The sequence below is a fragment of the Streptomyces sp. NPDC002130 genome, assembly GCF_040296465.1.
Classification (GTDB): domain Bacteria; phylum Actinomycetota; class Actinomycetes; order Streptomycetales; family Streptomycetaceae; genus Streptomyces.
The window spans coordinates 1-2,755 of record NZ_JBEOXI010000516.1 but is presented as its reverse complement, the minus strand read 5'-3'; the positions used below and the strand labels follow the sequence as shown (position 1 = coordinate 2,755).

At 63.8% G+C, this 2,755-nt stretch carries 3 protein-coding genes; all 3 read right to left on the bottom strand.

The features are described 5' to 3' along the window. The coding region (locus ABT116_RS42050) for a TniQ family protein (protein ID WP_351645672.1) at nucleotides 1–376 on the bottom strand (376 nt) is incomplete at its 3' end. Continuing rightward, on the bottom strand, nucleotides 373–1,281 hold the full coding sequence (locus ABT116_RS42045) for a TniB family NTP-binding protein (protein ID WP_351645670.1): 909 nt from the start codon (nucleotides 1,279–1,281) through the stop codon (nucleotides 373–375). The genes ABT116_RS42045 and ABT116_RS42050, both read right to left, overlap by 4 nt. Before the next feature lie 4 nt (nucleotides 1,282–1,285). Further along, nucleotides 1,286–2,755: TnsB C-terminal domain-containing protein (locus ABT116_RS42040; protein ID WP_351645668.1), on the bottom strand; the 1,470-nt coding region annotated here is incomplete at its 5' end.

The window sequence follows — 2,755 nt, the reverse complement described above, 5'->3', positions numbered from 1 at the left end:
ATGCCCCTACGAGCTGACACACCGCCGAAAGTTGCGGTGGGATCAGGACCGAGAGTTGGTGGACGTAAGTGTCGAAGTCGCATTCCTCTGGGTCGGTGCTGTCGAGCAGCCACGGAACCCAGCCCGACAGGCTCATCTGTTGTAGCTGATCGAGCGCAACGGTGCTGCGGGCAGCGAGCATTCGGGCCGCGGCATCGGGGATGTCTCGATCGAGATCCGACCCCGCGCCATCGGGGTGGAGTTCGCTCACGAGCTGGACGATGTTGCTGATCCCGTAGAGGTTTCCGATTCGGCGAAGCCAGGAGGTCAGTGCTTCACCGGTTTGAGGCTGCGGGTGCAGGGGCCATCGCTGCACCTCCTCGACCCCCTTGCTCATGCCAGGTCGCGTTCGAACTGTCGGCGCCGCCCACTGGGGCCGGTGTAGTCGGTGATCGTCAAAACGTGGTGGGTGATCGCTTCTTCGCCGGTCTCGATCGCGGCGACCGCGGCAGCGGTGAGGAGCATCGACAGCTCCCCGATGGTGCCTTCGCTGCGGGCAAGCAGATATCCGGTCATCTCCTCCGACGTCAGGTGTGAGGGCTTGCGCAACGGAAAGCTGGCCGTGAAGCTCGCGAGCAGCGAACGGGTATCGGAATCGTTGCCCCACACCGGAAGAATCGTCGGATGGAATCTGTTCTCGAGTTGCGCGTCGGCCCTGATCGCCAGATAGGCCTCGCGGGTCCCGACACCCACTAGCGGCATTCGTAGTTCGTTGCCGAGGTAGCGCAGCAGGTTCAAGAATTCGCGGCGAACACCGTCGCGGCCGGCCAGGAGGTTGTGCAGTTCGTCGATCACCAGCATCTGCACACCGGTGGCGCGCAGCAACGTCAGTGCCAGTTGCTCAAGCTCGTGGACTCTTCGGTGCGGACGGAGCGGAGCCCCCAACGCCGCCAACAATGCCACGTAGAAGCGGCTGACCGACGGCTCCGAAGGCATCTGCACACACAACACCGGGATCTGCTCGCGGTCGGGGTCGCTGTCCGGCGGGTGAGCGCGGCGTAATTTTTCGTTGATCATCGACTTGCCGTTGTTCGTCGGACCGACGAGCAGCACGTTCGGCATTCGCCCTCGATCGGGCCACGCGAGCAGCACCTCAAGCTGTTCGATCACCGCCAGGGCATGGGGATAGCCGATCCAGCGGTCGGCCCGAACATGCCGAATACGCTGCGCCGCAGGGAGCATCGCCAGCGGTTGTGCCGCGTGATGCAGATGTGTCAGATCATCGTCTGCAGGCTCGGTCATGAAGTCACCACTGTTCGATGTCGTCGAACGCCGCGACGACATCACTGGGAGCGGTGGGATCGTCCGGCGGCGGAGTGCTCATCGCCCCGGATGATGTGGTTGCCGGGACGGGTAGGTGTTGGCGGCGGGCGCGGTTACGCCGCGCGGTGCGGGTCGCCTTCTTCGCCCCGGTCGTGATCTCACGCATCTGCTCGATCATCGAGAACAACGCACTCTCGTCGATCTGTGTGCGGCCCCGCTCACGCAACCGGGCGGCTGCAGCGCGGTGCTCCCACAACGTGACCGCCGGATGCGAGAGCGTCCGGTACGGCACTTCGACATACCCTGCACCATTGTCGGGTTCGAGGACCCAGATTCGGCTTATGTCGCGGGGATCACGCCGAATGACGAATGTACCCAACTGCTCCCGGCGACTGATCCACGGTTTGAGCGTGTTCGAGAAGTACTGGACATGATCGATGGTGAATCCCGTGCGGGTCAATCTCCGGCGAATTACCGGAAGGAAATCGACGACGAACGCAGTCTCGTCCACCACCACAGGCGGAGGGTTCCGCAGTGTGGTGATGCTGTCGGACCACTTCGCTGCCGGGCTCTGACCGAGGCTCGAATGCAGGCTCCCGTGGTACGAGGATGTCGAAATAACCAGCCATCGTTCTAGCTCGGTCAGGGTCAGCACCGCTGCTGCCTGCGAATCGTAGCTGCCCCGAGCAGCGGGATCGGAGAACGTGGTGCCGGGTAGTTCATGCACCCTGAGCATGGCGGTTCCGATGATGCGTTCGACGATGCCGCCGTAATGCGGGCGACCCGGTGGTCGGTATCCGAGATCGATGCCATGCTGCTCGCAGCCCCGACGCAACGCTTCACCTTTGAACTCCGCTGCGTTGTCGAGATAGAGCCGCCGCGGCTTTCCTGCCATCGGCCACTGCACCTGCCCGGCCAACCCCATCGCCTCCAGCCAGCCATTCTTGTCGCAGGCCACCCGGCCCAGACACAACCCGACCGATACCGCGGACGGCGGTTCGAGCGTCACCACGAAACCGAGGACACATCGGCTGAATACGTCGATCGCCATGGTCAGATACGGGCGGCCGATCGGTTCGCGGTCGTGCTCGTCGACGATCATCAGATCCACCACGGTGTGATCGATCTGCACCTGCTCGAGTACCGCTTCCACCGGAGGAGGGACACCGCCGGCGCTTTGGCGCGGCCGCGCAGCATCCTGGCCCCCACGCAACCTGGCTACAGTTCCGGGATGCATCGCTGCGATCCGCGTTGCCACCGTATTGCGCGCCGGCACCCGCAATCCTGATCGATGACAGGCCAACGCAATTCGGCGGTATATCGCCGCGACACTGAGTTTCTGCCGCTTCAAGAACTCCTTCGCGAGATAATCGGCGATCACCTCCTCCACCTCGGCGCTCACTCGGCCCCGGCCGCGGCCACCCGAAGGCGGTGCGATCAGCAGATCGGTGAC

Excerpts from the sequence above, each read along its gene's own strand:
- ABT116_RS42045 (WP_351645670.1), bottom strand. The coding sequence starts at position 1,281 with ATGACCGAGCCTGCAGACGATGATCTGACACATCTGCATCACGCGGCA.